This is a genomic window from Ezakiella sp., assembly GCF_034180565.1.
GTDB lineage: Bacteria > Bacillota > Clostridia > Tissierellales > Peptoniphilaceae > Ezakiella.
The window spans coordinates 1-23,220 of record NZ_JAXFOB010000004.1; the positions used below are offsets into that span (position 1 = coordinate 1).

25 protein-coding genes and 1 other RNA gene are annotated in these 23,220 nt (G+C 34.9%); all 26 read left to right on the plus strand.

The annotated features are described in order from the left end of the window. Positions 1-115: 115 nt before the first annotated feature. Positions 116-298: a 30S ribosomal protein S21 gene (rpsU, locus tag SPI61_RS00235; protein ID WP_321136117.1), complete on the plus strand. Its 183-nt coding sequence runs from the start codon at positions 116-118 to the stop codon at positions 296-298. A 24-nt stretch (positions 299-322) separates the two neighbouring features. After that, positions 323-754 (plus strand): GatB/YqeY domain-containing protein, encoded by a 432-nt coding sequence (locus tag SPI61_RS00240; protein ID WP_321136149.1) that lies wholly within the window; start codon positions 323-325, stop codon positions 752-754. Positions 755-835: 81 nt separating this feature from the next. Next, positions 836-1,477: an NfeD family protein gene (locus tag SPI61_RS00245; protein ID WP_321136118.1), complete on the plus strand. Its 642-nt coding sequence runs from the start codon at positions 836-838 to the stop codon at positions 1,475-1,477. Continuing rightward, positions 1,478-2,458, plus strand: coding sequence for a flotillin-like protein FloA (floA, locus tag SPI61_RS00250; protein WP_321136119.1), 981 nt, complete (start codon positions 1,478-1,480; stop codon positions 2,456-2,458). A 146-nt stretch (positions 2,459-2,604) separates the two neighbouring features. Then, entirely contained in the window at positions 2,605-2,994 is a 390-nt protein-coding gene (locus SPI61_RS00255; protein ID WP_321136120.1) for a hypothetical protein, read from the plus strand. Positions 2,995-3,003: 9 nt separating this feature from the next. Then, the gene (locus tag SPI61_RS00260; protein WP_321136121.1) at positions 3,004-3,996 is read left to right on the plus strand and encodes a PhoH family protein; all 993 of its coding nucleotides are present in this window, start codon (positions 3,004-3,006) and stop codon (positions 3,994-3,996) included. Continuing rightward, the gene (ybeY, locus tag SPI61_RS00265) at positions 3,986-4,459 is read left to right on the plus strand and encodes an rRNA maturation RNase YbeY (RefSeq protein WP_321136122.1); all 474 of its coding nucleotides are present in this window, start codon (positions 3,986-3,988) and stop codon (positions 4,457-4,459) included. Before SPI61_RS00260 ends, ybeY begins: the two co-directional genes overlap by 11 nt. 232 nt (positions 4,460-4,691) lie before the next feature. Further along, the gene (locus SPI61_RS00270; protein WP_321136123.1) at positions 4,692-5,396 is read left to right on the plus strand and encodes a diacylglycerol kinase; all 705 of its coding nucleotides are present in this window, start codon (positions 4,692-4,694) and stop codon (positions 5,394-5,396) included. A gap of 2 nt (positions 5,397-5,398) precedes the next feature. Beyond that, positions 5,399-5,809 carry a cytidine deaminase gene (gene cdd, locus SPI61_RS00275; protein WP_321136124.1) on the plus strand — a complete coding sequence of 137 codons (411 nt, stop codon included), beginning with the start codon at positions 5,399-5,401 and terminating at the stop codon, positions 5,807-5,809. Then, a complete protein-coding gene (era, locus tag SPI61_RS00280) occupies positions 5,809-6,681 on the plus strand; it encodes a GTPase Era (protein ID WP_321136125.1) in 873 nt (290 codons plus the stop codon). Before cdd ends, era begins: the two co-directional genes overlap by 1 nt. Then, the gene (recO, locus tag SPI61_RS00285; RefSeq protein WP_321136127.1) at positions 6,678-7,397 is read left to right on the plus strand and encodes a DNA repair protein RecO; all 720 of its coding nucleotides are present in this window, start codon (positions 6,678-6,680) and stop codon (positions 7,395-7,397) included. The genes era and recO overlap by 4 nt, the downstream gene beginning before the upstream one ends. Then, the gene (locus tag SPI61_RS00290) at positions 7,394-8,239 is read left to right on the plus strand and encodes a glycine--tRNA ligase subunit alpha (RefSeq protein WP_321136128.1); all 846 of its coding nucleotides are present in this window, start codon (positions 7,394-7,396) and stop codon (positions 8,237-8,239) included. Before recO ends, SPI61_RS00290 begins: the two co-directional genes overlap by 4 nt. Further along, complete coding sequence (locus SPI61_RS00295) at positions 8,232-10,013, plus strand: glycine--tRNA ligase subunit beta (protein WP_321136129.1); 1,782 nt, start codon at positions 8,232-8,234, stop codon at positions 10,011-10,013. Before SPI61_RS00290 ends, SPI61_RS00295 begins: the two co-directional genes overlap by 8 nt. Positions 10,014-10,016: 3 nt before the next feature. Beyond that, positions 10,017-10,832 carry a pyruvate, water dikinase regulatory protein gene (locus SPI61_RS00300; protein ID WP_321136130.1) on the plus strand — a complete coding sequence of 272 codons (816 nt, stop codon included), beginning with the start codon at positions 10,017-10,019 and terminating at the stop codon, positions 10,830-10,832. Beyond that, positions 10,829-11,836, plus strand: a complete 1,008-nt coding sequence (locus SPI61_RS00305; protein ID WP_321136131.1) for a deoxyguanosinetriphosphate triphosphohydrolase — start codon at positions 10,829-10,831, stop codon at positions 11,834-11,836. The genes SPI61_RS00300 and SPI61_RS00305 overlap by 4 nt, the downstream gene beginning before the upstream one ends. A 2-nt stretch (positions 11,837-11,838) precedes the next feature. Continuing rightward, positions 11,839-13,587 (plus strand): DNA primase, encoded by a 1,749-nt coding sequence (dnaG, locus tag SPI61_RS00310; protein ID WP_321136132.1) that lies wholly within the window; start codon positions 11,839-11,841, stop codon positions 13,585-13,587. Positions 13,588-13,589: 2 nt separating this feature from the next. Further along, complete coding sequence (gene rpoD / locus SPI61_RS00315; RefSeq protein ID WP_321136133.1) at positions 13,590-14,738, plus strand: RNA polymerase sigma factor RpoD; 1,149 nt, start codon at positions 13,590-13,592, stop codon at positions 14,736-14,738. After that, on the plus strand, positions 14,738-15,427 hold the full coding sequence (locus SPI61_RS00320; protein WP_321136134.1) for a class I SAM-dependent methyltransferase: 690 nt from the start codon (positions 14,738-14,740) through the stop codon (positions 15,425-15,427). Before rpoD ends, SPI61_RS00320 begins: the two co-directional genes overlap by 1 nt. Next, the gene (locus SPI61_RS00325; protein ID WP_321136135.1) at positions 15,414-16,205 is read left to right on the plus strand and encodes a Nif3-like dinuclear metal center hexameric protein; all 792 of its coding nucleotides are present in this window, start codon (positions 15,414-15,416) and stop codon (positions 16,203-16,205) included. Before SPI61_RS00320 ends, SPI61_RS00325 begins: the two co-directional genes overlap by 14 nt. 21 nt (positions 16,206-16,226) lie before the next feature. Further along, positions 16,227-16,556: RNase P RNA component class A (gene rnpB, locus SPI61_RS00330), an RNA gene on the plus strand. A gap of 115 nt (positions 16,557-16,671) precedes the next feature. Continuing rightward, positions 16,672-18,009, plus strand: coding sequence for a TrkH family potassium uptake protein (locus SPI61_RS00335; RefSeq protein WP_321136136.1), 1,338 nt, complete (start codon positions 16,672-16,674; stop codon positions 18,007-18,009). 8 nt (positions 18,010-18,017) lie between these two features. Next, a complete protein-coding gene (locus tag SPI61_RS00340; protein WP_321136137.1) occupies positions 18,018-18,659 on the plus strand; it encodes a TrkA family potassium uptake protein in 642 nt (213 codons plus the stop codon). Then, entirely contained in the window at positions 18,656-19,393 is a 738-nt protein-coding gene (locus SPI61_RS00345) for an RNA methyltransferase (protein ID WP_321136138.1), read from the plus strand. Before SPI61_RS00340 ends, SPI61_RS00345 begins: the two co-directional genes overlap by 4 nt. A 2-nt stretch (positions 19,394-19,395) precedes the next feature. Then, positions 19,396-20,418, plus strand: a complete 1,023-nt coding sequence (gene pheS / locus SPI61_RS00350) for a phenylalanine--tRNA ligase subunit alpha (protein WP_321136139.1) — start codon at positions 19,396-19,398, stop codon at positions 20,416-20,418. Between the two features lie 9 nt (positions 20,419-20,427). Next, on the plus strand, positions 20,428-22,770 hold the full coding sequence (pheT, locus tag SPI61_RS00355) for a phenylalanine--tRNA ligase subunit beta (RefSeq protein ID WP_321136140.1): 2,343 nt from the start codon (positions 20,428-20,430) through the stop codon (positions 22,768-22,770). 9 nt (positions 22,771-22,779) lie between these two features. Continuing rightward, entirely contained in the window at positions 22,780-23,217 is a 438-nt protein-coding gene (gene zapA, locus SPI61_RS00360) for a cell division protein ZapA (RefSeq protein ID WP_321136142.1), read from the plus strand. Positions 23,218-23,220: the final 3 nt, after the last annotated feature.

Genomic DNA, 23,220 nt, shown 5'->3' on the forward strand with positions numbered 1-23,220 from the left:
ATTGGTGGAAAAAAATTAGGCTGGAATTTTGAATAAATACTTGATTTTTTATATCAAGATGTGTATAATACCAAATAGAGTGTTGTGGATAACCTTATGAGAGGGGGGAAGATAAATGTCAGAAATCAAAGTTGGAGAAAATGAATCCCTAGATAGTGCTCTAAAGCGCTTCAAGAGACAATGTGCTCGCTCAGGAGTAATGGGTGAAGTTAGAAAAAGAGAACATTATGAAAAACCTAGCGTTAGAAGAAAACTTAAATCTCAAGCAGCTAGAAAAAAGAGACGTAAAGGATTTTAGTTTATGTCATTAAAAGAACGTTTGATGGATGATTTAAAAACTTCCATGAAAGAGAAACAAACTCTTAGAAAAAATACCATCACAATGCTCAGATCTCGTATAAAACAATATGAGGTTGACAACAGATTGACTGCTGATGATGATTTAATTATGCAGATGATTCAAAAGGAAATAAAAGAAAGAAACGATACGCTGGATTCTCTCAAAGGCACAGATAGAGCAGAACTTATAAAAGATACGGAAGAAGAAATTTCATATCTTTCCGAGTATTTACCAAAACAAATGGACGACGAAGAGTTAAATGATTTGGTTAGTGCTGTAGTAGCTGAAGTTGGAGCAACATCCATGAAAGACATGGGTGCTGTTATGAAATTGGCTAAGGAAAGAAGCGAATCTAGAGTAGATGCTAAGAGATTATCTGAAGCGGTGAAAGCAAAATTAGGCTCACTAAAATAGGTGGGCTATTTTTGTGTAAAAATTTAATTAAATAGTTTAACTATGCCTTTTTCGGGTAATATGTAATTAAAGGAGGTAGTTATGGATAAAACTATTGAAATGTTAAAAAACATTCCGAATTTAGCAGTGCTTCTGATTTTTTTAATTTCAGTTGCGTGTCTTATTTCGTCGCTATTTGTCAATAAGAAATTTAATCTTGTTGCGGGTATATTGCTTATGATTGCATACATAGCGATAGTGCTTTTAAAAGATAACAAATATTTTGTTTATCTTATATTAAGTACGGTCGGGATTTTCATGCTTTTCATGGAGCTTATGGTTCCGGGAGTCCAAGTTTTCGGATTATTTGGTCTTGCGTTTTTGGGCGTAGGATTTTACGGAACGTTTGACGATGTTTTGTCAACAATTTTAGGACTCTCACTTACAGTTTTGATTGCAATTTTTCTCATTTACTATTACATCAAGAAAGGTTACAAGGTAAAGGGAATGGAAAAATTCATTCTGAACCAAAAAAGTTCTACGGAAGACGGATACCTGGCAGTTGATTTTCCCGACTTGACAGGCAAGAGAGGAGTTACGACAACACCTCTTAGGCCGAGCGGTTTTGGAATAATTGATGATAAAAAATACGACCTCTACAGTTACGAAGGATTTATACCGAAGGATACAAAAATAGAGGTAATAAAAGTTGAATCTATGAAAATTTATGTAAGGAGGATTTAAATGGACAACATTTTAAGTAGTTTGGGACCGATTTTCACGGTCGGTTTGGTTTTTATTCTATTAGTAATATTTCTCTCATTCGTTCCGTTGGGACTTTGGATAACAGCTTTCTTCTCGGGAGTAAAAGTTGGAATCACAACCCTTGTTGGAATGAAATTAAGAAGAGTTCCACCGAGAAAAATTATAAATCCAATGATTAAAGCGACAAAAGCAGGTTTGGATTTAAAACTTGACGAGCTTGAAGCTCACTATCTTGCAGGTGGTAATGTCGACACATTGGTCGATGCGCTTATTGCTGCACAAAGGGCAAATATTGAGCTTGAATTTAAGAGAGCTGCTGCTATAGACTTAGCAGGTCGTAATGTTTTGGAAGCTGTACGAGTAAGCGTAAACCCAAAAGTTATTGAAACACCGAATATTGCAGCTGTAAGTAAAGACGGTATCGAAGTTATTGTTAAAGCAAGAGTCACTGTAAGAGCAAATATCGAAAGACTTGTCGGTGGTGCCGGCGAAGAAACAATTATAGCAAGAGTCGGGGAAGGTATTGTTACCACTGTCGGTAGCAGTAATACACACAAAGAAGTTCTTGAAAATCCGGACAGCATTTCAACAACAGTTTTGGAAAAAGGACTTGACTCCGGAACTGCATTTGAAATTTTATCAATTGATATTGCCGATGTAGACGTCGGAAGAAATATCGGTGCACATCTTCAAACAGACCAAGCTGAAGCAGACATGAGAATTGCACAAGCAAGAGCTGAGGAAAGACGTGCAATGGCTGTTGCAAAAGAACAAGAAATGAAAGCGGAAGTTCAAGAAAAAAGAGCGCTCGTTGTCGAAGCGGAATCACAAGTTCCTTTGGCAATTGCAGAAGCATTGAAATCAGGCAACTTAGGCGTTATGGATTATTATAAATTGAATAATATAAAAGCGGACACGGATATGAGAAATTCTATAGGCGGAGTAAAATCTGATAAATGAGTTATTTCATAGCGATTGTCCTAATAATTTTAAAAATAGTAGATTCAATTTATGATAATAACAAGAAAACTATAGAGAAAAAAATACCAAAAAAAGATAGCACTGAAAATATAAAGAGTCGAATAGATAATATCAAAGACGAAGACATGAAGACAAGATTGACCAAGCTATTGAAAAATGCAGAGGCGGAATTTTCGGATGAATCTGAAAAGGAAAAGACTTTGAACAAAAAGCTCGAAGAAAAGCGTAAGAAAATCAGCCAGAAGAAAAACGAACCAATGATAAATGCGGATAAAAAAATTAAAAAATCGGCTATAGTTGATTCGAGAAGTATGGAAAACGCAATTCCGCATACAGATGACTCAGTGTACAGTCACATGATAAAAAACGAATGTGGAATCGAGCACGGACTTGGAAAATCCCTTTATGAAAAAGAAGAACATGAATCAAGATTTCTTGAAGATATAAATGAGGCGGACCTAAAAAAATATGTCGCAATGAAAGAGATATTGGACGAGCCGGTCTCAATGAAGTAAGGAGACTTAATGACTGAATTTGTAGTTAAAGATATGTTAACTGTAAAAAACATAGTTGGACAATTGGATCAAAATATAAATCTCATAATGGAAAAATTGGATGTAAAAATATCCATTTCCGATGATACATTTAAAATCGACGGAGAAAATTCCGAGATTGCAAAGAATGTACTCATGGTGCTTTCGAAAAAAAGCAAGAACGGAGATGTTGATCTAAATGATATCTCGTATATCATCGATCTTGCACGTGAACACAGGGAAAATGAGGTTTTAAATCTAAATGACAAACCTATTGCATTCACCGCAAACGGCAGAAGTCTATTCCCGAAAACAATTGGGCAAAAAAGATATATTGAATCGATCAATAATAATGACATTGTCTTTGGGACAGGCCCTGCCGGAACCGGAAAGACGTATCTTGCGATCGCACTTGCTTGCCAAGCGTTTAGAAACAAGCAATTTGAAAGAATTATACTCACCAGACCGGCAGTTGAAGCCGGAGAAAGTCTTGGATTTTTGCCGGGAGACTTAAAAGAAAAAGTCGACCCATATCTAAGGCCTGTTTATGATGCGCTTTTTGAAATAATAGGCGGAGAACAATACCAAAAATACATTGAAAAAGGTTTGATTGAAATTGCTCCGCTTGCATATATGAGAGGAAGAACTCTCGATAAAAGCTTTATAATATTGGACGAAGCTCAAAACACAACTCCTGAACAAATGAAAATGTTTTTGACAAGACTTGGTTATTCATCAAAGATGGTTATCACAGGCGACCTAACACAGACCGACTTGCCGAGAGGAAAGATGAGTGGACTGAAAAACGCAATAGGACTTTTGAGACACACAAAGGGAATCGGAATCGAAGAACTTCAAAAAGTTGACATTGTTAGACATCCGCTTGTTCGAAAAGTGATTGAAGTATATGAACAGGAAGCTTTGCGTTTGGAAAAAATAAGAGAAGAAAAAAAGAAAGAAAAAGAAAACAAAAATGAAGAATAATTTGGAGAGAAAAATAAGGGGAAACAAAACCTTTTATTTTGATAAATTTGAATTGAGCATATCAACCGGCACACAATTTTTGTGTGTCGATGATTTATATTGCCTAAAAAATATAATTGAGAAAACACTTAGAGTTGTCGATTTTAGATATTATACTCAAATATCACTGAGCATCGTGACGCCCGGAGAAATTCGAGATTTGAATAATAGATTCAGGGGAATCGATAGAGTGACGGACGTTTTAAGCTTTCCGCTGGATATGGAAACCGGAATTTTGGGAGATGTTGTAATCTGTAAAAAAGTTTGCACCAAGCAAGCGAAACTCTATGGAAATTCATTTCAAAGAGAACTTATGTATCTTACATGTCATAGCATTTTGCACCTTATGGGATATGACCATATGAATAAAAGAGATAAGAGAATTATGCGAGATTTAGAGAAAAAAGTTATGAGAGATATATAAGAATTCTTTCGCGGTTTTAATATTCAATCTAGAAACAAGCCAAGCACATGTAAGGCTTGTTTTTATTTTAAAATTTTTCAATAAAGTAAAACTATAAGTATTATATTTATAATTCATTAAAAGAATTAAACACTTGTCAATATGGGTATAATAGAACTGTGTAGATAATTATTTTATTTTCATTTTGAGATTTTGCTTTATGATAACTTATTGGATTGGCGGATGATTTTTTATGAAAAAGAGAAGTTTTTTAAAAAGTTTTAATAATGCTGCAAATGGTTTAGTTCACAGTTTTAAAAGTGAGAAAAATATGAGAATTCATTTTGCAGTTGCAGGCGTTGTGATGATTTTTGCACTCGTTTTCGAGTTTTCGAAGCTGGAGTTTATTGCTCTTACAGGTGCAATTGTTCTTGTGCTTTTTGCTGAATTAATAAATACGGCGCTTGAGTATGCGGTTGATGCTTCGGTTGGTGAATTTCATCCGCTTATTCGAATTTGCAAAGATATTTCCGCAGGGGCGGTACTTTTGACCGCTTTTTATGCAGCGTTTGTCGGGTATTTGCTTTTTTATGATAGACTCGTGCCGCTTGGCAATAATGTTTTGGGTGCGATTCATCAAAGCCCGATTCATTTGACATTTATTGCGTTTTCCCTTACAGTAATGCTCGTGATTGCGCTAAAAAGCAAGTACTCAAAGAGCAGAGGAAGTTATTTTCAAGGCGGAACAGTGAGCGGACACGCTGCAGTTTCATTTCTTTTAGCGACGATTGTTTCTTTCAACTCGGACAGTCTTCTTGTAATTTCACTCGCTTATATTCTTGCGATATTGGTCGCGGAAAGTCGTGTCGAAGGAAAAATACATAAACCTATGGATGTTTTTTATGGAGGCTTATTGGGTATAATTATAGGAATAATTATTTTTAGGTTGTTTGGATAAGTATGAAGTTGGATTATGATAAATTAGATGACAATATGAAAAAGCTTGTGAACGCGGCAATCGACGCAAAAAAGAATTCTTATGCGCCGATTTCAGGATTTAATGTCGGTGCTGCAATTTTAGCAGACACAGGTGAAATTTTTTCGGGAGTTAATGTAGAAATTACAAGTTTTTCTCCCACTATTTGCGCTGAGAGAAATGCGATTTTCAGCATGTTTACAACAGGCGAGAGGAATTATAGTGCAATCGCTGTTTGCGGTTCGAGTCCGGATACGTTTCCGTGTGGTGTTTGCAGACAGGTGATATATGAAACGTCGCCGGAGTGCGAGGTTTTAATAGTTAACAGTTTATCGGATATAGAATCATACAGGATTCGAGATTTATTGCCACACGGATTTAGATTGGAGGAATAATGAGAAGCGGTTTTGTTAATTTGATTGGAAGGCCAAATGTAGGAAAGTCTTCTATTTTAAATCATTTAATTGGGGTAAAGCTTTCGATTGTTACGGATAGGCCACAGACCACAAGAAAAAGTATGAAGTTCATTTATACAGATGAAAGGGCCCAAATCATTTTCTTTGACAATCCGGGATTTCAAGACCCTAAAAACAAGTTGGGTCAAGAGATGCAAAATATTATTTATAACAATATGAAAGATGCAGATCTCGACATTTATGTTATGGACAATTCATTGGAAAATGGAAGGCTCGACAATAAGGTCTTGGATTTGGCACGCGAAGACAAAAATAAAAAGATTGTTATAATAAATAAGTGCGACCTTTTAAAAGATGATGAGCTCGAAATGCTCATTCAAAAATATAAGGATTTGGATTTATTTATAGATGTTTATCCGGTTTCTGCTGTTACGGGTTATGGTTTTGATGAGCTTCTTGACGGTATTTATGATTTGCTACCTGAAGGTCCGATGTATTATGACGAAGAGATGATTACAGATACTATGACAAGGGAAATTATGGAAGAAATTTTGAGAGAAAAGTTTTTGATTTTTCTGGATGAAGAAATTCCACACGGCATTAATATAGAAACAGAAGAATATATTGAAGACGAGGACTCCATAAGTATAAGGCATATTGTTTATATTGAACGCGAAAACCATAAGGCGATCGTTATTGGAAAAAACGGCAATATGATAAACAAGATTATAAATGCAGCAAGAAAAGATATGCAGGAGTTTACAAACAAAAAAGTTCGTCTTAAAATTGATATTAAAGTTAGAAAAAATTGGAGAAAGAACAGCGGCATAGTTAAGAGTTGGATTAAATGAGGACGGAAGCTATTGTTTTAAGAAATATCAGATGGCAGGATACTAGTATTATAACTCATGCACTCACCGATGATTATGGAAGAATCAGTATTATGACAAAGGGTGCATTCAAGCGAAAAGAAAATGTCATGCCATATTTCGATTTATTTTCAATTACAAATTTCGACCTTTATAAAGGGAACAATATGTTTTATTTTAATTTTGCCGATAGTGCGAAAGTTTCAGGGGATTTATACAAGGAGCCGATTTCGTTTAGGGTTTGCTCGATTTTAAGCGAGATTATTATTAAGACTATGCTTGACAATTACAGTGTTCCGAATGTTTATCCGCTTACGAAAAGATTCTTGGAGCTTTTATCGGAGGCAGAAAACAAATTGCTCTTTTTTTCGGCTTGGCTTATAAAATATATTTCATTTATGGGATATAGACCGATTATTAGCGACAACAAGGATGAACTTGTTATTTGCGAAGACGGCATTGTTGTTGCCGAACCGGCTTCGATGGTAGGCCATTACAGACGGGTGAGTTTTGAAGAGTCGAATCTTATTAAAAAATTACTTTTTTCCGAGATGTCTGAGATTATGAGGTTCGACGTTGGAAATGAATCGAGTATGAAGATTTTAGATTTAATTATTTTTTATTTTAAATTATCTTTTAGTATAAATAAATTAAATTCGTATGAGGAGCTAAAAAAATTTTTAAATGGTGTTATATGATGAAATTAGTAGATGAGTTAAACAATTATTATAGGCAGTTCGGATTGAGAGAGATCAGAGAGGACTACATTGAGCTTAATGAAGATGTTTTAAGTTATAGTGAGCTGTTTTTTCACTTGGACAATCCGAATTCTATTTCGGGTGCGAATGTAAGAATTTTGAATGTTGGAGATATGTCTTTTTCTATTCAAGGCACAAAGCGCTCGGTCAGCTCTATTTATAGAGTTGTTGACCAAAGAAAATACACAGTAAATTTCAAGGATGTGTTTCTATCGATAGAGCACATATTTGGAAATATGGATGATTATCTTTTTACTTTTAACTCGGGGGAATACCACGAATCTTCTCTGGGAGCAACCATTTCATATTCTAATATTTATGCAAACGGATTTTTGATTATTAAGTGTAAATATTTTCAGTCTATTAATGATGAACATTTGGATAGTGTTCCTTTGATAATCGAGTACAATTTGGATAATCTTTCGTATATTTTTGGAGACGAGGAGTCGATTGATTTTTCTGTTGAACATTTGAGGGACAATGAATTTTCAAGTTATATTTTTGAAGAGATGGACTATGAAAATGAAAATATTTTATTTGACAGTCATATTTCTGAAAGTGAAGTACATTTGAGAGAAAAGAGATTTGTTCTTGCATATATCGCACTTATAAAATCATATAAGGATGTTGAAATTATAAAGGGTAAGACGGGTATATTCTCTGAAAAATATATCGACAATATGAAAAGAATAAGAGAAATATATTTTGAAATAAAAAATGAATATTTGAATCAAAAAGCAATTGTTGAGTCTGACGTTTCAAAGGAGGAAGAGTATGAGTAAGTTTTTAATGGAAGTTATAACTAATCCGATGGACGTCGTTATATTTCAAGATATCGAGGAAGATATAAGAGAATATTTGAAATCCAGCGATTTTGAATCGTTTTTCAAAACTGAAAATTTGAATATTTTTGTGAGTCAGACAAGAATCGTAATTTGGGCGGATTTATTCGGGGACGATTTGAAAGATAAACTTTCGGAGCTTTTACCATCTATTCTTAGAGGGGTTGAAAGTCCGAATCAAATGAGGTGGGACACAGGTTCTATAACTTTTTTCAGCCCGATAATAAATATTTTAGCTTTGCTGGACGATGAGTTAATAGATGTTCAAATTGAAGATGTCCGCTCAAAAAAAGTTTCACTCGTTAACCTGTGCGATGAAATCGAGATAGATAGTGTTGATGACTATTTTGAAAAACTTGATAAATATGTCGGTTTTAATGAAGTTGACAGAGTGAATAAAATCAGGAATCAGGTTTCAAAAATAGCGGCAAGCCTTGGAAAGAAATTTACTGCAAACAGGGATAAACTAATTAAAATTGCAAAGATAATTGAAAATCCACAATTTTTGAGCGCGAATTTTGATGAAAAATATTACGATTTACCGGAAGAATTTGTTTTTAATATAATAAACAAATATGATGCTTGCATTCCACTCGCATTTGAGGATGGTAAAATTTCGAATTCGTACATTATAGCTTACAATAAAAACAAAAAATCAGAGAAAATAAAATCGATGTATGAAAATTCTCTCGATTATGATTTGGGACTTATTGAAGAAGTATTCGAAAAAGACAGTGCTTTAGAACTAAAAGAATATGTTCCGAGACTAAATTGGATTTCAAAGTATGATCAACTTGGAAATCTATATGATAAAACGACTCGAGTTAAGATGTTTGTCGAAAAGGTTGCCGACAATCTTTCTCTTGCGAAAGAAATGGAAGAAAATCTATATTTAGCTGCTGATTTAATGAAGGCAGACCTTGCAACGAGAACGGTAAAAAAATATCCACAATTAAAAGGTATAGTTGCAAAGACAATGCTTGAAAAAGAGGAGTATGATAGCGTTATAGGAGAGGCTATATTGGAGCAGTATCTACCGGGCTCTATGAACAAAATGCCTGAATCTTCAATAGGTTATATTTTGGCAATTGTAGATAGATACGATGATATTGTAGGTTTGATTATTTCCGATGATTATAATATAAGGCTTGTAAAAAACAAGATTGACGAGATTTTAAATCTCATTATAAATTCCAAACTCGAAATAAGTGTCGCAACTCTTACTAAAATTGCACTTTATGTTTATACAGAAGAAAGCATAGGTGCATTTGATTACAATAAGGTTGAAAGTATTTTAGAAGACCTATTTCTTCAAAGATACAAAAATATTTTAAGAAATCTTGGGGTCAAAGCAGAATTTGTATCGGATGACATTTTGTCATGCGATGAATATTTCGGAAATTTGACTGAAAAACTTATTGAAATTTCGGAAACGGCGGATGAAGAAGAGACAAGTCTTTTAAAGAATCTTTTCAGAATCAGAAATTTGGTTATGACAAGCGAGTCGATGGACTATGAGAGCTCGGAGGAAGAAAGAAGAGTCGGCGAACTCGTTAGTGGTGATGTTACTAATGACATAGATGGCGATTTTATTTCTTTCTTAAAAAACAATAAAGAAGTGCTGCAGGATTTATTTGATTTTTATGACAATGGAGGTTATGTGACTGATTATTCCAAGAAGTTGCAAACGGAATTAAAGAACAGGTGGTTTTAGAATATGTATGATATAACTATTTTTGTTTTAAGCGACTCTATAGGCGAGACAGGAAGCAAGATTGCAAGAGCTTCCGTTGCCCAATTTCCAAACTGTAATTATGAGATTAAAAGATATCCTTATATTTTAGACAAGGCTCATATTTTGTCTGTGATTGAAGAAGCAAAAAATCTGCCGGCGGTTATTATTTATAGTACTGTTGACGAAGAACACGCTGACTATTTGGAGAAAACTGCAATAGAATACGGAATTCCTACCGTGAACATTATGAAAGAACCGCTCGATGCAATTTCCAATATTTTGCACCAAACACCAATAAGAGAGTCAGGCATTCTTAGAAAAATGGACGAAACTTATTTCCAAACGGTTGATGCGATAGAATTTGCTGTAAAATATGACGATGGAAAAGACCCTAGAGGTATTAGAAAAGCTGACATTTGTCTGATTGGGATTTCCCGCACTTCAAAAACGCCTCTAAGCATGTATCTTGCCAACAAAGGATATATGGTTGCAAATGTTCCGCTTGTTCCTGAAGTACCGATTTCAGATGAACTCTTCGTGAAAGATCCGAAGCGAATTTTCGGACTTACAACAAGCGCTGAGATAATGATGAATATAAGGGAGGAAAGACTAAAAGCTCTTGGTATGCCGAGTGTTGGAATGTATTCAGAATTCGATAGAATAAAAGCAGAGATAGATTATGCAAACAACATTATGGAAAAGATTGGGTGTACTGTTATTGATGTTTCAAACAGAGCAATCGAAGAAACGGCGGCTGTAATTATTGAGATTATGGAAAAGAGGTTTGGAAGAATATGATAAGGGAGATTTTGGAAAAAAGGGAACATGAATATCTAAGAGATGTTGCAACTTTTTCTGATTCTTCCAAGGGTAGAGAAAGACCTGAAATCAAATCAGATGTAAGACTTGAGTTCCAAAGGGACAGAGATAGAATTATTCACACCAAGAGTTTCAGAAGGCTAAAACACAAGACTCAGGTTTATATCGCACCTCTTGGGGACCACTATAGAACGAGACTTACTCATACTTTAGAGGTATCTCAAATTGCGAGAACTATTGCAAGGGCTCTGTTTTTGAACGAAGATCTTGTTGAAGCAATTTCAATGGGTCATGACATCGGTCATACGCCTTTCGGGCATGCAGGTGAAAAGGTTTTGAACAAGCTTTCCGACACCGGTTTTAAACACAATGAACAGTCTCTTAGAGTTGTGGATTTTTTGGAATCTCATAAAGGAAACAGAGGATTAAATTTAACCTATGAAGTCCGAAACGGAATAAAAAATCACAGCGGCTCAGATGAGGCGGAAACACTTGAAGGAAAGATTGTAAAATTTGCAGATAGAATTGCTTATATAAATCATGATATAGATGACGCGATTCGTGCGGGGGTTCTTTCAAATGACGATATCCCTAAAGAGATAGTTAAGGTTTTAGGAAATACAGCCGGCGACAGGATTGACAAGATGGTAAATGATGTTATAATAAATTCTACTGACAAAAATAAAATTATGATGAGTGATGAAATCAGCTCAGCGATGAATGAACTACGGACATTTATGTTTTCAAATGTTTATCTTGATGAAAGAAGCAAAGTTCAAGGCGAGAGAATTGAAATTATGCTGTCGCTTCTTTTTGAGTATTATATGAAAAATTCGAACGTTATCAGTGAGCACATAAAAATATATGATGAAAAAGAGTCTTTAAACAGAATGGTTATAGACTATATTGCGGGCATGACCGACCAGTTCGCAATAGAGAAATTTGAAGAACTGTTTTTGCCGACGGGTATTAGAAGGGTGTAGATATGTTTATAAGTGATACTAAAATTGAAGAAATCAAGGACGCAGTCGATATTGTTGATTTGATCGGCAGTTATGTGTCACTAGTAAAAAGGGGTAGAAATTATGTTGGACTTTGTCCTTTTCATAATGAAAAAACGCCGAGTTTCAGTGTAAATCCCGATGGACATTATTTTAAATGTTTTGGATGTGGCAAAAGTGGAGATGCAATTACATTTTTACAGGAGTATGAAGGGCTTGATTTCAACGAGGCGATAAAAGAACTTGCGGAAAAAGCGCACATTGATTTAGGAGAAGCTGAATTTCAAAAAAAACAAGCTGATTATTCGGTTTACTATGATATAAATAGAGAAGCTGCACTTTATTTTATGGACAATATCAAATTGGATGAAGCTGCAATTTCTTATTTAAAAAACAGAAATATTAATGTTAATTCCGTACTTGAATTTGGAATAGGATTCGCACTCGATTCATGGGACGGTCTTCTAAATCATCTGACACAAAAAGGATTTAGTATAAAAGATATAGAGGCAGCCAATTTGATTCAAAAGAGCGAAAAAAGAGGAACATATTATGACTTGTTTAGAAAGAGGCTGATATTTCCTATTTTAGATTTAAAATCAAGAGTTGTAGGATTTTCCGGAAGAATTGTCGGAGATGGAGAGCCGAAGTATTACAATTCAAGAGATAGTGTTATTTTCAAAAAAGGCAATTTACTATTTGGGCTGAATTTGGTTCAAAAAAAGAGCGACAGAAGCAGAATTATGCTTGTTGAGGGCAATATAGATGTTGTAAAATTGCACCAGATGGGTATAAATTACGTAGTAGCAGCACTTGGAACTGCTTTCACAGACAGACAGGCGACGCTTTTAAAAAGGTATGGTAAGGAAGTATATCTTTGTCTTGACGGCGATTTTGCAGGACAAAAAGCGACGGTGAGAGATATTGAGATTCTTAGAAATATCGGGGTAGTTCCTAAAATTGTTGTAATACCTGATAATATGGACCCTGATGAATATGTTGACAAGTTTGGAAAAGATAAGTTTGATGCACTGCTTCAAGATGCCGTTTCTGCTTTTGATTTTACGGTTTCGTTTTACAAACACGACCTCGATATAAATCGAAGGGATGATTTTATAGAATTTATAAGAAGAGTTTCAGGGCTTATAAAAACTATTCCGTCGAAAGTAGAACAGTCAATTTATGTCGAAGATATTTCGAAAAAATATAATATAGACAAGAATCTACTTATGGAAGAGCTCTCAAAAAACAATGAAGTTTTTGTTGCAAATGCTTATGATGTAAAATCATATACAATTCCAAAAGCTTCGAATAAGTTTATTAAAATACTTGTAAGCTATATTATTACTGACAAAGTTTTTGCGGTGGAAGCTGAAAAACTTAATGTTTTAGATTATATAAATAATCAAAGTTATGCGGATTTGATTGAAAGAATTTTTAAGGAATACGAGAAAAAAGAAAAGATAGATGTTGATGAGTTTACAAAAAGCCTTATTAACGAAAATGAATTGGGTGAGAATTTAGTGAAATCCATGTTATCTCATGTTGAGATTAAGGAGCCTACAATAAATTATTTTAACGATGTCGTTGATGGAATTAAAAGAGAGTATATATCTGATAAAAAAGATGTGCTAAATAAAAAAATTGAAAGTGCCACAAATGACAAAGATTTTGATTTGGTTGTAGAGCTTCTTAAGGAATTGGATTCTCTTTCAGAAATGGATGGTGATTAAAAATGGTTGACGAGCTTAATTTGCAAAAAGCTATGTCCGATGCTTTAGAATTTTTAATTTCAGGTGGAATTAAAACGGGTTATGTTACCTATAAGGATATTTTGGACAGTCTTTCTAAATTTCAGCTTGAGGTTGAAAAGATAGAACAAATTTATGATAAAATTGAAGAACTTAATATTGAAATCACTGACAGAGAGTCCGTTCTTCCGAAGGACGAGGAAATTATTGAAGTAGAAGAAATAGATGATGATGACGATTTGTCGGATGATAAAGATGACGATGATGACGACAATAAGATGGAAATAAAAGTGCCTAAGGGGATTAAAGTTGACGACCCTGTTAGAATGTACTTAAAAGAAATTGGGAATATTCCACTTTTAACACAAGAGGAAGAAATCGAAATAGCAAAGAGGATAGAAGCAGGCTCAGAGGAAGCAAAGGCTGAACTTGCGGAGGCCAACCTTCGTCTTGTTGTCAGTATTGCAAAGAGATATATGGGAAGAGGTATGCCGTTTTTGGATTTGATTCAAGAGGGAAATCTCGGTTTAATGAAAGCGGTTGAAAAATTTGAATACAAAAAAGGATTTAAATTTTCAACTTATGCGACATGGTGGATAAGGCAAGCCATAACAAGGGCAATTGCAGATCAAGCAAGGACTATAAGAATTCCGGTTCATATGGTTGAAACTATTAACAAGTTATTAAGAGTTCAAAGACAACTATTGCAGGAACTGGGAAGAGAGCCGACGCCTGAAGAAATGGCGGTTGAACTTGAAATGGATGTTGAAAGGGTGAGAGAAATTCAAAAGATTTCTCAAGAGCCTGTAAGTTTGGAAACGCCTATAGGCGAAGAAGAAGACAGCCACTTGGGAGACTTTATCCCGGATGACGACATTCCAAGCCCACAGGATGCAGCGACTACAACTATGTTAAGAGATCAATTGTTCCAAACACTCGACTTGTTGTCCGAACGTGAGGAAAAAGTTATCAGGTTAAGATTTGGTCTTGATGACGGAAAAGTCAGGACTTTGGAAGAAGTTGGAAAAGTTTTTGATGTTACGAGAGAAAGAATAAGACAAATTGAAGCAAAAGCTCTAAGAAAGCTTCGCCATCCAAAAAGATCCGACAAGCTGAAGGACTTTCTTGATTAATGGATAGACTTGAGACAATTGTTCATTTGGCAAGAAATTCAGAATCAGTAGCGGACATTGGCTGTGACCATGGTCAAGTTGGTGTGGAACTTTTAAAATCGACATCTGTAAAGCATATTATATCCACTGATATTTCTGAAAAGTGTTTGAAAAAAAGTGAGTTTTTATTTACGAGCGCCGGATTTAAATCCGAATATGACGGCAGAGTAGGTGACGGACTTAAAACTCTGGAAAATGGAGAAGTTGACACTATTATTATTGCCGGGATGGGGGGCGATTTAATTAAGGAAATTGTGACCTATGATAGGGCTAAGACTTTATCCTTTAAAAATTTTATAATCCAGCCTATGACAAATCCGGATGTTGTCAGAAGAACTTTTTATGAACTCGGATTTGGCATAGAAAAGGATTTAATAATAATCGAAGGAAATAAATATTATTTTTTGATGAAATTTAGCAGTTCAAATGATAGGAAACTTGAAGAAGATTGGTTTTATACAAGTTCGCTTTTAAGAGATTCCATTGAAACATATAAAGAGTATTTGAAATTTAATTTGAACAAAAATAACGCAATCATAGCTGAAATAAAACAAAACTCTAGTGAAAAATCTGATTCGAGAATTAATGAACTTATAAAAAACAATGAAAAACTTCTTGACATATTGGAGGAAAATATTGAAAATAAGTGATTTGATGAAAAAACTCGAAGAATTTTATCCCATAAGCACTCAGATGTCGTGGGACAACAGTGGACTGCAAATTGGAGATTTAAATTCGGAAGTAAAAAAAGTGCATATATGTTTGGATATCGAGGAATTCCAAATTGATAAAGCTATTGAAAATGGATGTGACACAATAATTACACACCATCCGGTTTTTATGGGTGGAATTAAATCGATAGAAAAGAGTAACTTTTTTTACAAAATTATAAAAAAGGCACTTGATTCAAACATTACAATTCTTTCATATCACACTCCTTTCGATGTCTCGGAATCGGGAATGAAGAATTTTTTCATGAGCGATTATACAATAGGCAAGAAAAAAATTTTGGCAGTGGAAGAAGGTCAAAACTTCGGAATAGTTTTCGATGTTAAAGATATAAAAGTAAAAGAAATAATCGAAATTTTATCGAAGAATTTTTCAAAATATGGTTACGACAAACCGAAGGAATATATGACTCTTTATGGCGAAGAGGAAGACAATATTAAAAGAATCGGATATCTTGGCGGAAGCGGTGCAAGTTTTATAGACGATGCAATTTTAAATGGCGTAGATTTATATTTAACAGGAGATATCAAATATCACGATGCACAACACGCCTATAGAAACGGTTTAAGTATATTGGATTTAACTCACGGTATTAGTGAAATTCATTTTGTAGACATTATGGCAAATGTAATAAGCAATATGGGTCTACAAGTTTCGAAGGATTATTTTACATTTGACAAACTAAATATTGATTTATAAATTAAAAGCTGTTATAATTAGGATGTAAATCAGACAGTCGCATTTTTAATGAGGAAAGTCCGTGCTCCATAGAGCAGAATGCTGGATAACATCCAGTGGAGGCGACTCTAAGGCTAGTGCAACAGAAAGAAACCGCCTTTTATGGTAAGGGTGGAAAGGCGAGGTAAGAGCTCACCAGTGCTTAGGAGACTAAGTAGCTATGTAAACCCCATTCGGAGCAAGACCAAAGTGAGGAAAAGGGACGCTGCTCGTGTCCTCTCAAGAAGGTAGGTCGCTAGATATTCTTGGCAACAGGAATACAAGACAGATGACTGTTTAATACAGAACACGGCTTATAGATTTACTAAGAACCACCGAAAGGTGGTTTTTATTTTGCAATAAATAAAATAAAAGCACGAAAACAAGTAAAAGACTTGAAGTTTTGGGCATAAAAAGTGTATAATAATACTATATGTAAGGAGTTAAAATGAAATTCAAAATAAAAAAATTGCTAAGCAGTCCGCCAAAAACTTTGGCGCTTGGATTTTTAACGTTAATATTAATTGGTACAATACTTCTTTCATTACCGATATCTTTGAGGGAAGATTCGCCAAATGTTGTATTGGATGCTTTTTTCACAAGCACATCGGCAGTTTGCGTAACAGGACTTATTGTACAAAATACGGCATCGCATTGGACCCCGTTTGGTAAAGCTGTAATACTCATGCTTATACAAGTCGGGGGTATAGGATTTATGACAGTTGCAACTTCTTTTTTCATCTTCTCCGGTAAAAGAGTTTCTTTAAGAGAAAGGCTTATAATAAAAGAGCAGTTCAACTCAAATCAACGAAGCGGGATAGTTAGACTTTCAAACAGAGTTATAAAATATACGGTAATTATAGAAGTTGCTGGAGCACTTTTACTTGCAACATATTTTGTTCCGAAGTTTGGACTTAGAAATGGAATAATATATTCTATTTTTCATTCCGTATCTGCGTTTTGCAATGCCGGTTTCGATATTTTAGGAAATTCATTGATTGGATACAACGAAGTGCCAATAGTTATTTACACATTGTCATTTCTTGTAATTCTCGGTGGATTAGGCTTTTCGGTTTTAAGAGATGTCTACGAAATAAGAAGTTTTAAAAAGTTTTCGCTTCATACAAAACTCGTTTTGCAATCCACAGGCATTTTGCTGTTTATTGGCTTTGTGTTATTCATATTACTTGAATTCAATAACGGAGCGACTATAAAAAACATGAGTTGGTTCGGAAAGATTAATGCATCATGGTTTCAGGCTGTTGTTCCAAGAACCGCAGGTTTTCAATCAGTGAATTACTCGCTTGTAAAAGATTCCACTCTTTTAGTGACGACGATTCTGATGTTTATCGGAGCTAGCCCGGGAGGAACCGGCGGCGGCGTAAAGACAACGACAATAGCAGTCATCGTGGCTGCGGTTATAAGTGTTGTTAAAGGTAGCGACGACACGGAAATGTTTAACAGACGAGTAGAGAATAAGATTATAAAAAAAGCACTTGCTATTTTTACAGTAGCACTTCTTTTAGTTTTGATTGCATCGTTTACAATAACTGTTTTGCAACCGAATATAAGATTTATTGATGTGCTGTTTGAAGTTACAAGCGCATTTGGAACGGTTGGCTTGGGAGTCGGCGTTTCGGATCATTTGCATGTTGTGGGCAAATTGATTATATGTTTTATGATGTATGTTGGTAGATTAGGACCGCTTACACTTTTATATACTATAAATATTAAACAAAAACATAGGTCAATAAGACTTGCTCAAGATGATGTAATTGTAGGTTAGGAGGGTTTATGAGCTCATTTTGTGTTATAGGATTAGGTAGATTTGGTTTAAATGTTTCAAGAGAACTTATTCAAATGGGACATGAGGTAATGGTTATAGATAAAAGTAAGCAGGCCCTTTTACAGATTAGCGACATTGCGACATATGCAATTGAAGCAGATGTTCTTACGGAAGGTTCACTCAATGAAGTTGGAATCGGAAATTTTGACTGCGTTATTATTGCTACAGCTGTTGAACCTCAAGCGGCAATTATGTCTACAATGATTGCCAAGGAAGCAGGGGTGCCGCTTGTTATAGCAAAAGCTTCGAGTGATCTTCACGCAAGGGTTTTAAAAAGAGTTGGTGCGGATAGGATTATTTTCCCTGAAAAGGAAACTGCGATAAGACTTGCCCATCTTTTGGATAACAGAGGCATAGTCGACTTTATACCTCTCGGCAATGATATTACCATAGTTGAAATGGTGCCACTTTCTGCATGGGTAGACAAAAAACTTAAAGAATTGGATTTAAGACAAAAATATCACATTTCAATTGTGGCGATAAAAAAGGGAAGCGAAGTAAATGCTGTTCCACATGCGGACAGTAAAATTTCAGCAGGCGATACGCTGATTGTAATCGGGAAATCGTCTGATATAGAAAATATAAAATGATTACATCAAAGCAAAACAAACAACTAAAAGAACTTAATAAAATCATAGAACAAAAATATTCAGACGAATCGTTATATGCGCTTGAAGGATTTACAATTTTCGAAGAAGCAATTCGAGAAAAAGTTGATATCAAGGATGTTTATTTGGCAGAGAGCGCGGAAGCTGAGTTTAAAGATAAATATGATTACAGATATACAGTTGTAAAAGATGAGGTCTTGCGTTCGTTTTCAAAGACAAGGACGGGTAAGGATATTATATTTGTTGCAAAGAAACCGAAAGCTTTAAATATTGACGATATTGACGATAATTTGGTATTGTTGCTTGATTTTTTACAAGATCCCGGAAATATGGGAACAATAATTCGCACGGCAGATGCGTTTGGAATAAAGAATATTCTTACAATAAACAATTGTGTAAATGTTTACAACGAGAAAGTTTTAAGGTCCACGATGGGCTCTATATTCAGAGTAAATGTGAGTTCAATCGATATTGAGGATTTAAGAAGTTTATTAAAAAAGGGATACAAGCTGATTTCCACATCACCTAAGGGTGAAAAAATTGAAAAGTGTAAGTTTAAAACAATTTTAGCATTTGGGAATGAAGCAAACGGAGTTAGTGAAGAAGTTTTTAGAGAAAGTTTTAAAAGAGTTAAAATTCCGATGAAAGGAAAGACGGAAAGTTTAAATGTTGCAATTGCAGCCGGAATTTCAATTTATATAATGACGGAGGAATAGAAATGTTAGAAGAATTAGAAAAGTTAAAGTCTGATCTTTCAAAAGAAATTGATATGGTTTCAAGTCTTGAGGTTTTGGAAGAACTAAGGGTAAAGTATCTTGGGAAAAAAGGATATCTTACAGCTATACTTAAAAATATGGGAAGCCTCAGTGCTGAAGAACGTCCTAAGATGGGAAAACTTGCAAATGAAATTAGAGATAATTTGAATGAGACGATTAATTCATTCGGAGAAAAACTAAAACAAGAAGCAATCGAAAAAAAGATTAAAAGCGAGTATTTGGATATTACAGTTCCTATGAAAGATGTTGAAGTTGGTCATCTCCATCCATTAAAAGAAACTATAAATCAGCTTGAAGATCTTTTCTTATCAATGGGATTTAAGGTTTTGGATGGACCGGAAATTGAAACTGTAGAAAACAATTTTAATTTGTTAAATACTCCGGCTGATCACCCTTCGAGAGATATGACGGACACATTCTATTTTGACCCTGAACATCTTTTGAGATCACAAACTTCTCCTGTTCAAATAAGAGCGATGAAAAAATACGGAGCACCGATAAAGATGATTTCTGCAGGAAGAACTTTTAGAAATGACGAAGTTGACGATACACATAGCCCGATGTTCCACCAAATTGAAGGACTTGTAGTTGACAAAGATATAAGTATTGCAAATTTAAAAAGCACAATAGATACTGTTTTAATTGCACTTTTCGGAGAAAAGCTTGACACCAGATACAGACCTCACTATTTCCCATTTACTGAACCAAGTTTGGAAGTTGACGTTACATGTACAAAATGTCACGGAGTAGGCTGTGAAGCTTGTAACCACACAGGTTGGAGTATGGAACTTTTGGGATGCGGAATGGTACATCCAAATGTTTTAAGAAATTGCGGAATAGACCCTGAAGTTTATCAAGGTTTTGCTTTCGGAATGGGAATAGATAGACTTACCATGGTAAAACATGGGGTAAATAATCTGCGCTTACTTTTTGACAATGACAAAAAGTTTTTGGAACAATTCTAGGAGAAAGTTATGTTACTATCGTTAAATTGGCTAAAAGATTATATAAAAGTAGATGAAAATCCCACAAAAATTGCAGCAATGCTTTCTGAAACCGGAACTCACGCGGAAAGTGTAATTGAGTTTAAAGGTCGCGTCACAGGAGTCAAGACTGCAAAAATATTGAAAATTAATAAGCATGAAAATGCAGACAAACTTGTGATATGTGATGTAGACTTCGGAGATAAGAAAGATATCATTGTTACAGCAGCTAAGAATATGAAGGAAGGCGACATCGTTGGAGTCGCAACTCCGGGCTCTGTTTTAGCTGACGGAACAAAAATCGAACCTCACGATTTTAGGGGCGTTATTAGTAACGGCATGTTTGTTTCATACGAAGAAATCGGATTTCCAAAGGATTTTATCTCGAAAGAAGATCAACAAGGTATTTTGATTTTACCGGAGGATACAAAACTTGGAATCGATTTGACCGATGCGATAAATCTTGACGGTATAATTGAATTTGAAATAACTCCGAACAGACCGGACTGTTTGAGTGTTTTCGGATTAGCGCTTGAAGGGGCAGCTACATTTGATTCTGATTATAAAGAAATGGAACTTTTCAAGGGTGATTTACCTAAATCAGAAATCGACGCATCAGTTGAAACTGACAAAGTCGGTGCATATGAATTGGCTGTCGTTAAAAATGTTGAAATTAAGGAAAGTCCTGTTTGGATGAGAACAAGACTTATGGAATCCGGCATAAGACCTATTAATAATATCATTGATATTACTAACTATGTTATGATTGAAACCGGGATTCCTATGCATGCATTTGATTTGGACAAGCTAAATGAAAAAAATATAAAAGTTAGAGAAGCAAAAGACGGCGAAAGTATAGTTCTTTTGGATGGAAAAGAAGTAAAGACTGAAGAAGGCGATATCGTTATTACATCCAAAGATGAGCCTGTTGCATTAGCCGGAATTATGGGGCTTGATAATTCCAAGGTTACATCCGAGACAAAAAATATAGTTTTGGAAGGGGCAAACTTTGACCACGTTCAAATAAGAAAAACCGGCAAACGTCTTGATATAAATAGCGAAGCAAGGACAAGATTCCAAAAGAAACTCGACCCGACGATGGCAAGAACAGCAATTTTAAGGGCATTATATCTTTTAAATACTTTAGGCTTTGAAGAATTTGAATTTTCAGAAGTTGTTAAAGGCGAAAGTGAAGAAAAGATTATAAAGACAAGACCTGGAAGGGTTAACAGTCTCATTGGAAAAGAAATAGATGTTGACTTTGCAATAAGAAAATTGAATTTATTGAAAGTTAACTCAAAATTCGAGGACGGACTTATTGTTTCTGAAATTCCGGGTTTTAGACCGGACTTAAATATAGAAGCCGACATAATCGAAGAAATTGGAAGGCTTTACTGTTATAAAAATGTAGAATCTGTTCCTATAAAAACAGAACTGACCGTCGGATATGAATCGGAATTAAAGTCATTTACAAACAAAATAAGAAAACAATTGAAATACAGTTCATATTTTGAAACATTGACTTATTCATTCATTGGACCAAAGCTCTTATCTAAAATCGACTACAAGGACGAAGATTCCTTTATAAAGATTTTAAATCCGCTAGGGGAAGAATTCTCGGTTATGAGACCGACAATGAATGCTCATTTCCTCGAAGTGGCTGAAAAGAATTTCAAGAGGTCAAACGGAGCTTTAAAGATTTTTGAAGTCGGTCATGTTTTCAAAAAAGGTGAAAACGGGGAATATGATCAGTTGACGAACTTGAACATCTTGCATATGGGATTTGGAGATTTCTACGATTTAAGAAATACAGTTGTCCAAGTTTTACATCTTTGTGGAATTTCAGATTATAAATTTGTGAGAAGCACTAATGAATTCTACCATCCGGGAAGAAGTGCGGAAGTATTTATTGGAGAAGAGTCGAGTGGTGATTTTGGACAAGTACATCCAAACATTTCTGCAAACTTTGACCTCAAAGAGGTATATATGGCGGAACTGTCTGTTGATAAATTACTCAAATATGTAAAGAAATCATTTATATACGCACCTAAGAGCAAATTCCAAGAAGTAAGAAAAGAAATTTCTTTTGTTGTTGAAGACAAGGTATTGTATGGAGACATAAAGGAAACGATTTTAAATTTAAATTCCCCTATTTTAAGAAGTGTTTATTACTACGACGTATATAAAGATGAACTCTTGAGAAACAAAAAATCGATAACCATTGGACTTGTAATAGGCGCTGAAGACAGAACTCTAAAAGACAATGAAATAAAATCTTTGATGGAAGACGCCATAGAAGCTGTTAAAAAAGAATTTGGAGCCGAATTAAGGTAAGGTGATAGTTTGAAAAAGACGAAGGTTGAAATCTATGGGAGAAAGTACACTGTAAATAGTGATTATGACGAGAGATATATCGACCATTTATGCGGTTATGTAAACGGCAAGATTAGAGAATTGGTTTTAAAAAACCAACGATTGGACTATGCCGATGCATGTGCGCTTTGTCTTATGAATGTTGCGGATGATTTTGTATCTGAGCAGAAGGCAAAGTCGCAGGCGCTTACTGAAAATGAACAGCTTTCAAAAAATTATAAGGAGCTGCACGAAAGGCTAAAGAAAGCTGAACTTGCGGTCAATGAACTCTCAAAGAAAAACAATAAACTAGAGGACGAAGTAAGGCGAAAAGATAATGAAATCGTAAAGCTGAAACTTTCGCTCGAAAAGACTTATGACGGGAATTCTAATGAAGCTCCGGAAGGAGACAAAGTAGATACAAAGTAAAAG

Coding starts and splice junctions, on each gene's coding strand:
- SPI61_RS00245 (WP_321136118.1), top strand. CDS start 836: ATGGATAAAACTATTGAAATGTTAAAAAACATTCCGAATTTAGCAGTG.
- SPI61_RS00320 (WP_321136134.1), top strand. CDS start 14,738: ATGGATAGACTTGAGACAATTGTTCATTTGGCAAGAAATTCAGAATCA.
- cdd (WP_321136124.1), top strand. CDS start 5,399: ATGAAGTTGGATTATGATAAATTAGATGACAATATGAAAAAGCTTGTG.
- pheT (WP_321136140.1), top strand. CDS start 20,428: ATGTTACTATCGTTAAATTGGCTAAAAGATTATATAAAAGTAGATGAA.
- SPI61_RS00290 (WP_321136128.1), top strand. CDS start 7,394: ATGATGAAATTAGTAGATGAGTTAAACAATTATTATAGGCAGTTCGGA.
- SPI61_RS00345 (WP_321136138.1), top strand. CDS start 18,656: ATGATTACATCAAAGCAAAACAAACAACTAAAAGAACTTAATAAAATC.
- ybeY (WP_321136122.1), top strand. CDS start 3,986: ATGAAGAATAATTTGGAGAGAAAAATAAGGGGAAACAAAACCTTTTAT.
- rpoD (WP_321136133.1), top strand. CDS start 13,590: ATGGTTGACGAGCTTAATTTGCAAAAAGCTATGTCCGATGCTTTAGAA.
- floA (WP_321136119.1), top strand. CDS start 1,478: ATGGACAACATTTTAAGTAGTTTGGGACCGATTTTCACGGTCGGTTTG.
- SPI61_RS00295 (WP_321136129.1), top strand. CDS start 8,232: ATGAGTAAGTTTTTAATGGAAGTTATAACTAATCCGATGGACGTCGTT.
- recO (WP_321136127.1), top strand. CDS start 6,678: ATGAGGACGGAAGCTATTGTTTTAAGAAATATCAGATGGCAGGATACT.
- SPI61_RS00335 (WP_321136136.1), top strand. CDS start 16,672: ATGAAATTCAAAATAAAAAAATTGCTAAGCAGTCCGCCAAAAACTTTG.
- pheS (WP_321136139.1), top strand. CDS start 19,396: ATGTTAGAAGAATTAGAAAAGTTAAAGTCTGATCTTTCAAAAGAAATT.
- SPI61_RS00240 (WP_321136149.1), top strand. CDS start 323: ATGGATGATTTAAAAACTTCCATGAAAGAGAAACAAACTCTTAGAAAA.
- SPI61_RS00255 (WP_321136120.1), top strand. CDS start 2,605: ATGAAGACAAGATTGACCAAGCTATTGAAAAATGCAGAGGCGGAATTT.
- SPI61_RS00260 (WP_321136121.1), top strand. CDS start 3,004: ATGACTGAATTTGTAGTTAAAGATATGTTAACTGTAAAAAACATAGTT.
- SPI61_RS00300 (WP_321136130.1), top strand. CDS start 10,017: ATGTATGATATAACTATTTTTGTTTTAAGCGACTCTATAGGCGAGACA.
- SPI61_RS00270 (WP_321136123.1), top strand. CDS start 4,692: ATGAAAAAGAGAAGTTTTTTAAAAAGTTTTAATAATGCTGCAAATGGT.
- dnaG (WP_321136132.1), top strand. CDS start 11,839: ATGTTTATAAGTGATACTAAAATTGAAGAAATCAAGGACGCAGTCGAT.
- SPI61_RS00305 (WP_321136131.1), top strand. CDS start 10,829: ATGATAAGGGAGATTTTGGAAAAAAGGGAACATGAATATCTAAGAGAT.
- rpsU (WP_321136117.1), top strand. CDS start 116: ATGTCAGAAATCAAAGTTGGAGAAAATGAATCCCTAGATAGTGCTCTA.
- era (WP_321136125.1), top strand. CDS start 5,809: ATGAGAAGCGGTTTTGTTAATTTGATTGGAAGGCCAAATGTAGGAAAG.
- SPI61_RS00340 (WP_321136137.1), top strand. CDS start 18,018: ATGAGCTCATTTTGTGTTATAGGATTAGGTAGATTTGGTTTAAATGTT.